The sequence below is a fragment of the Lysinibacillus sp. NPDC059133 genome (assembly GCF_042755925.1).
Lineage (GTDB): Bacteria > Bacillota > Bacilli > Bacillales_A > Planococcaceae > Lysinibacillus.
The window spans coordinates 33,479-40,316 of record NZ_JBHZDH010000051.1 but is presented as its reverse complement, the minus strand read 5'-3'; the positions used below and the strand labels follow the sequence as shown (position 1 = coordinate 40,316).

General features: G+C 39.6%; 10 protein-coding genes. 1 reads left to right on the top strand and 9 read right to left on the bottom strand.

Annotation, left to right across the window (positions count from 1 at the left end; all coding sequences use genetic code 11):
* Positions 1-297: 297 nt before the first annotated feature.
* Genes ACFXN8_RS21005 through ACFXN8_RS20965 form a run of 9 tightly spaced genes read right to left on the bottom strand, consistent with a single transcriptional unit; the run spans position 298 to position 6,132 of the window.
* Positions 298-1,038 (bottom strand): class I SAM-dependent DNA methyltransferase, encoded by a 741-nt coding sequence (locus ACFXN8_RS21005; RefSeq protein WP_386847504.1) that lies wholly within the window; start codon positions 1,036-1,038, stop codon positions 298-300.
* Between the two features lie 2 nt (positions 1,039-1,040).
* A complete protein-coding gene (gene rsfS / locus ACFXN8_RS21000) occupies positions 1,041-1,385 on the bottom strand; it encodes a ribosome silencing factor (RefSeq protein WP_386847503.1) in 345 nt (114 codons plus the stop codon).
* Complete coding sequence (gene yqeK, locus ACFXN8_RS20995) at positions 1,382-1,954, bottom strand: bis(5'-nucleosyl)-tetraphosphatase (symmetrical) YqeK (RefSeq protein ID WP_376073744.1); 573 nt, start codon at positions 1,952-1,954, stop codon at positions 1,382-1,384. The genes rsfS and yqeK overlap by 4 nt, the downstream gene beginning before the upstream one ends.
* Positions 1,923-2,513, bottom strand: a complete 591-nt coding sequence (locus tag ACFXN8_RS20990; RefSeq protein ID WP_376073746.1) for a nicotinate-nucleotide adenylyltransferase — start codon at positions 2,511-2,513, stop codon at positions 1,923-1,925. Before ACFXN8_RS20990 ends, yqeK begins: the two co-directional genes overlap by 32 nt.
* 9 nt (positions 2,514-2,522) lie before the next feature.
* Complete coding sequence (gene yhbY / locus ACFXN8_RS20985; RefSeq protein ID WP_376073747.1) at positions 2,523-2,825, bottom strand: ribosome assembly RNA-binding protein YhbY; 303 nt, start codon at positions 2,823-2,825, stop codon at positions 2,523-2,525.
* Between the two features lie 5 nt (positions 2,826-2,830).
* Positions 2,831-3,661, bottom strand: a complete 831-nt coding sequence (aroE, locus tag ACFXN8_RS20980) for a shikimate dehydrogenase (protein WP_376073748.1) — start codon at positions 3,659-3,661, stop codon at positions 2,831-2,833.
* A 30-nt stretch (positions 3,662-3,691) separates the two neighbouring features.
* Positions 3,692-4,795 (bottom strand): ribosome biogenesis GTPase YqeH, encoded by a 1,104-nt coding sequence (gene yqeH / locus ACFXN8_RS20975; RefSeq protein WP_386847502.1) that lies wholly within the window; start codon positions 4,793-4,795, stop codon positions 3,692-3,694.
* Positions 4,792-5,313: a YqeG family HAD IIIA-type phosphatase gene (locus ACFXN8_RS20970; protein WP_053484739.1), complete on the bottom strand. Its 522-nt coding sequence runs from the start codon at positions 5,311-5,313 to the stop codon at positions 4,792-4,794. Before ACFXN8_RS20970 ends, yqeH begins: the two co-directional genes overlap by 4 nt.
* A gap of 36 nt (positions 5,314-5,349) precedes the next feature.
* The gene (locus tag ACFXN8_RS20965) at positions 5,350-6,132 is read right to left on the bottom strand and encodes a phosphatidylserine decarboxylase (protein WP_386847501.1); all 783 of its coding nucleotides are present in this window, start codon (positions 6,130-6,132) and stop codon (positions 5,350-5,352) included.
* A 136-nt stretch (positions 6,133-6,268) separates the two neighbouring features.
* Here ACFXN8_RS20965 and pssA point away from each other — a divergent pair, with 136 nt between their 5' ends.
* Positions 6,269-6,769 carry a CDP-diacylglycerol--serine O-phosphatidyltransferase gene (gene pssA / locus ACFXN8_RS20960; protein WP_386847505.1) on the top strand — a complete coding sequence of 167 codons (501 nt, stop codon included), beginning with the start codon at positions 6,269-6,271 and terminating at the stop codon, positions 6,767-6,769.
* Positions 6,770-6,838: the final 69 nt, after the last annotated feature.

The following is a 6,838-nucleotide window of genomic DNA, read 5'->3' as shown; positions in this document are numbered from 1 at the left end:
AGCGACAGCAACAAATGTTTTATCTGTGCGAAAGCGAAGCGACAGCAACAAATGTTTTATCTGTGCGAAAGCGAAGCGACAGCAACAAAGCGCCCAGTCGGATCGCAAATCAATCACACGTTATGGTAATGTGCTAAAATTTTGATATTATCATTATTATATTTTTGGAAAGTTAATTTCCGAAACAAAATACTTTTAATTCTAAATTTAATAATGCTATTTATTGAAGATTTAAATGATATTTGACAATGAAAAGTAAAAACAGCTCACTGGTTAGTTAACCAGCAAGCTGTTCTTCTATTTCACCGCACGAATAAAAATGCGTTCACTTTCATATTCAGGACCTTCATCTGTAAAATCCGCTGTTACTTCTACATGTCTAAATCCAATTTTTTGAAGCCATGCCATATACTGATCGATTGAGAATGTGCGCTGGTTATGTTCCTCGTCGAAGCGTTCATACAAATCACTCGCAGCATCACGCACATAAAATGTCATTTGGTGGACAACGGAATGTTCAAAATCGCCAGGCTCCGTATGCCATACATAGCTAATGTCACCATCGTCATACGTAAACGGACCGTCTAAAAATATATCATTCATTTTAAATAACGAATGCACATCAAAAAACAGTTGCCCTCCATCTCGTAAAGCACCATGAATACGTTCTAATGTTGAATACACAGCTTTTTCTTCCACTACATAATTCAGCGAATCAATAGCAATCGTTACAACGTCAAGCGCCTCAAAGCCCTCTAATTCATCCATCGACAAACAATAGAGAGGCACATGTAATCCTGCATCAGCAAAGCGCTCTGCGGCAATGGAGAGCATACTTTCCGATAAATCAACCCCACTTACCTTGTAACCTGCCTGCGCAAACAACAGGCTAAGCACACCTGTACCGCAGCCGATATCTAAAAGATTCGGGTATTGACTGCTCGATGCATGCTGCAAAACCCATCCCACATAACGTTCATAAGGGATATCCGTTTGCAGCTCGTCATACACGTGTGCAAATCGTTCGTAGCTACTCACACTTAATCCTCTGGCATGTCTAGTTGCGGTGCATCGCCCCATAGACGTTCTAAATTATAATAAGAACGTTCATCTTTATGGAATACATGCGCGACAACATCCCCAAGATCCACAAGAACCCAGCGTGCTCCATCGAAGCCTTCTACACGACGAATTTCATAGCCCTCTTTTACTGCTACCTCTTGTAATTCACGTGCGATTGCTTGCACTTGGCGGTCAGAATTACCATGAGCAATAATAAAGTAATCTGCTAAAAGTGAAATGCCTTCCATATTTAAAACGACAATATCCTCACCGTGTTTGTCGTCAATTGCTTTGTAAGCTGATTGTAATAAAGTTGAAGTCATCCTTCACTGTCCTCTCTTTTCATCATATCGTTGTAACATTCTATTGATAATGGATAAATTGCTTGTTTTGTGTCAATTAAAAATGCCAATGTATGGCACACACAAGCACTCATCACTTTATCCAAATTTTTCTTTGCTTTTTTTCGCAGACGATCAACACCATCAAATTTACGATTGGGTTCAATCATATCTGCAACAAAAATAATTTTTTCTAAACGGCTCATACCCACTCGTCCTGTTGTATGAAAACGAATAGCATTTAACATATCCTCATCAGTAATGCCAAATTCGCTTTCTGCAATATAAGCACCTACTGGACCATGTAGTAATTCACTACCCCAGCCAATAAGGCGAGCATCTAATTTTTCATCTAGGATGATTTGCTCCATCCATTCAATATCTGCATATTTCGCAATATCGTGAAGGATAGCTGCGATCTCAGCCTTTTTTTCATCCTCACCATAAAATTTGGCTAGCTCAATGGCCGTTTCCATTACACCAATGGTATGAATATAGCGCTTCTCAGGCATTCGTGGCTTAATCGCCGCTAAGTACTGTTCGCGTTCCATAAAGACCTTCCTCTCGTATGAACGTCTCTACCGCTTCTGGCAGTAAAAAAGTAACCGTTCCTCCAGTGGCAAGGCGTTCACGAAGCAGTGTGGACGATAGATCGATTTGGGGAGCTTCCACCATTATTATAGGATACTCTGTTGTGGCCTCTGTTCCTGGACGATTTACTCCTACAAATTGCACAAGCTTCACTAATTCATCAATACAGTACCATGTATGAAGCGAATCAATCATGTCGCCGCCAATGATAAAGTAAAATTTCACATTAGGCTCCCTTATGCACATCGCAGAAAGTGTCTTATATGAATAGGATACGCCACCCTTATCCACCTCATACGACTCCACAGAAAAATACGGATATGGACTTATTGCACGCCTTACCATTTCAAGGCGCTCCACATCACTAGCATCATGACGTGCAAACTTATGTGGTGGTAACGCATTGGGCATAAAGCGAACTTCATCTAGATCTAAAGCATGAAGTACTTCATTAGCCATCATTAAATGTCCATTATGTGGTGGATTAAATGTACCTCCCAGTAAACCGACCTTTTTCATCGTCTCACCTTATTTCGTTGCTTTTGGTAGTGCAATCTTTTTATGATTGCGTGATTCTTTATATAAAACAACTGTCAGCCCAATTAATTGCACAAGCTCTGCATGTGTACCTTTAGCAAGTGCTTCTGCCACTTCATGCTTGTCCTCTTCACAGTTATCTAAAATACGTACCTTAATCAACTCTCTTACTTCTAATGCTTCACGAATTTGCTTTGTCATTTCGTCATTAACGCCGCCTTTTCCTACTTGGAAAATCGGTGTTAAATGATGTGCTTCTGCACGTAAAAAACGTTTTTGTTTACTTGTTAACATAAAAATTAATTTCCTCCTAATTGCGCCTTTAATTGCACAATCATTGAATTTGTATTTGGGTATTCACCAAGCCAATGCTCAAAAGCAATAGCCCCTTGGTGAACGAACATTCCAAGACCCGTAACGACGGTTGCTCCCTTTTCCTCAGCCGCTTTTAAAAAAGGCGTCATTAATGGATTATACACAATATCGGCCACAATTGCGCCTTCTGCAAGTCGTTCTAGTGAAAATGGCATTGAAAAATTGCCCGTAGCAAGTCCAGCCGATGTCATTTGCACTAAAATGCCAAAATCAGCTAATGATTCCTCAGCGTCTGCTAAAGAAATTGCATGACCTATACCCATTTCATCGACAATTGCTTGGGCATTTGCCACTGTGCGGTTTGCAATGGTTAAATTCGTATAACCTTGCTGTTGCATAGCAAAAGCGATACCACGAGCTGCACCGCCTGCACCAATCAGAAGAACTGGCTTGTCTTTATGTGACTTACCAACCGCTTCCTCTAGCGAGCGCACAAAACCAACACCGTCAGTATTGTATCCCTTTAACTTTCCTTCTTTTGTTCGGACAACCGTATTGACAGCCCCCATTTTTTCGGCCAACTCATCTAGCTCATCTAAATAAGGAATGATTGCTGTTTTATGTGGGATTGTAATATTCCAGCCACTTGCACCTAATGTTTTCAAGCCAGAAACCGCCGACTCCAAATTTTCAGAAGGTACATGCACTGGAATATATGCCGCATCTATCGACCGTTCCTCGAACCAAGCATTGTGCATTGCTGGGGATTTTGAATGCTCAATCGGATCACCAATAACCGCAAACCATTTCTTCATTTCCTAGTCCCTCTTCTCTACTTGTACATCCTAAATAAGTGATGGGCGAATTGAAACTTGTACACCTTTTGGCGCATAAGCCGCTACAACTACATCAGCATGCTGCACAGTAATCCATCCAAGACCAGAGAATACAACATCTGTTTTCGCTTCTTTGATAGAGAACTCATGACGCACTAATGGCGGTAGCTGTTCTATAAATTCGGCAGTTGGTGGAGCCAGCAATTCACCCTTATGCTCTGCATACAATGTATCTGCCTTATCAAGCTTTGTACGGTGTATTGGTAAGTCGTTTGCCACGTGAACCGTAAATGCAGAACGATCTCCTTGAATAAAGTCAAAACGAGCAAGGGCGCCAATAAATAATGTTTGTCCTGCATTTTGTTGATACACTTTTGGCTTTATTTCTTTTTTAGGCATAATATATTTTAATTCGCTAGCGTCAATATGGTGTGCCATCTGATGATGATTAATAATTCCTGGTGTATCATATAATGCACTACCATCATCTAGTGGAATTTCAATCATATCTAAAGTTGTACCTGGGAAATGAGAAGTTGTAATAACCTCACCTTCACCAGTTGCCTGCTTGATAATGCGATTAATGAACGTGGATTTCCCAACATTAGTACAACCTACAACGTACACATTTTGTCCATTACGGTACTCATCAATGGCTTCCATCGCTTCAGCCATCCCTTTCCCTTTATGAGCACTCACTAAAAGTACATCGACAGGTTGTAGACCTAGAGCTTTTGCTTCTCGTTTTAGCCAATTAATCACTTTTTTCGGTTTCACAGATTTCGGTAATAGATCGGCTTTATTCGCGATTAATAACACAGGATTTTTCCCAACGAAGCGGTGAAGTCCTGGTAGCCAGCTCCCATTGAAGTCAAATATATCAACAATTTTTACGATTAAGCCTTGCTGTGTTCCAAGACCGTTTAATATGCGTAAAAAGTCGTCATCTGTTAATGACACTGGTTGAATTTCATTATAATTTTTCAAACGGAAGCAACGTTGGCAAATGACCACGTCTTTTTCTAATGATGATGGGGGTGCATACCCAACTGCTGTTTTATCTTCTGTTTGAATTGTTGTACCACAGCCAATACAATTTGGCATTTCGTTCATTCTTTTTCCTCCCAAGTAGTGATTCCTTTTCGTTTCAAATTATTGAACACACGACGTTCAATAAATCGATTGAATTTTGTTACGAGCCCATCTGATTGTGCAACTGGTTTTACTAGTACCGTATGCAAGCCTAAGCGATTTGCGCCCATTACATCTGTTAGTAGTTGGTCTCCTACCATTACTACTTCCTGTGGTCGTAACCCTAATTGAATAATCGCACTATAAAAGGCATTACGAAGTGGCTTTCTCGCCTTATGAATATAAGGAATACCTAATGGCTCAGCAAATTGCTTTACACGTGCTTCTTTGTTATTCGACGCAATAATAACCCGAATGCCTGATTCTTTCATAATGCGAAGCCAAATAATAAGCTCTTCCGTTGCATCTGCACGGTCCCATTCCACAAGCGTATTATCTAAATCCGTAATAATACCTTTAATGCCTAAGTCTTGAAGCTTTTCCGGTGTAATTTCATAAATACTCGTGACAAATTCATCTGGTAATAAAAAATTATACAAAATAGCGACCCCTAATCTAAACGTATTATTCGACCATTATAGCATATTTGCGAAGGCTTCACCCATTCGAATTGGGCTTCCTTGTACAACATTTTCCGTAAATTCTATTACATCCTTTTCAAACAGCATAACTACTGTTGAGCCAAATGAAAAATATCCGACTTCTTCACCCTTACACCACTGCGTTGTTGTATTAGTGAGCACAATAGAGTTTACAAAGGTAGCACCAACTTTAATAAACGCCATCTGCTGTTTATTAGCCACTTTCAGCTCCGTTACTGAACGATAATTGTGTGAAATTGGTTTTTTACCGTATGTAAGACCGAGCTGATTAACAGGATAGGATTTTTGACCAAGTGTATATTGTCTTAGCACTTCTCCATCAATCGGGCTATGAATACGGTGATAATCTGCCGGACTCAAGTAAAACACGATAAAATGTCCATCTGCATATTGTGAAGCACGTTCTGTATTGCCTAGTAAATCTTGTAATGAATAAGGTTTACCCTTTACAAGAAATGTCATATCCCATTCGATACGCCCAAACGATTCTACTTTGGCATCCACTGGACTTACATAGGTATTTGGATTTTGTTCAATTGGACGTGCCTCTTCTAAAAGCTCTCTTGTAAAAAAGTCATGTAAACTTGAAAATTGTTGTTGTTGTTTTGCAACCTCTTCAAGCTTAATGTCGTATACCTTCATGTAACTAGGAATAATACGTTTACTCCACTTTGCTTTTGCAATAGATTGCAAAAGGTGAGAGGATTGCTTACCATTTGTTAATTCAATAAAGCGTTGATATAGTTTTTCTTTCATAAAACAAAACCCCTATCGATTAATTTAGACTGTCAATTTTTTCGCATTCGAAGTATAATGGTACAATATCTTAAGTGCAAAGGAGTGATCCCCCTTGTTTTTTTATCACAAGTTGGTGGATACCACGGTTAAGAAAATGAAATCGCAAGCAGCAAACTTGATCACAATCAGTAATATGTCCTTCGGCGGCGCGGCCATAATGGCTACACTACACGAATACTATAGCTACAGTGTCTTGTTTATCTTTATCGCAGCCCTTCTTGATCGCTATGACGGGAAGGTAGCTAGAGCACTTGGACAAGTGTCTGATTTAGGTAAACAATTAGATTCTATGAGTGATATTATATCATTTGGTGTGGCGCCTGCATTATTAATGTATAAAGTTGTCTTAGACGACTTTGGTTTTGTCGGCATGACGATGACAGTTTTGTATATCATCTGCGGTGCGATGAGATTAGCTCGCTTCAATATTTCAGAAGCAAACGGCTATTTTACAGGGTTACCAATTACAGCGGCAGGTACGATCTTAACTTTAACGTATTTTGCCTCTAATACGTTCCACCCGGCATTTTATCTTTTCCTATTCCCAATACTAGCATTACTAATGATTAGTACAATCACGTTAAAAAAAGTGTAACAGCGCATTTGCTGTTGCACTTTTTTTCATTTAACACAGCTTTATAACATATACTGTCGAAAAATGGGG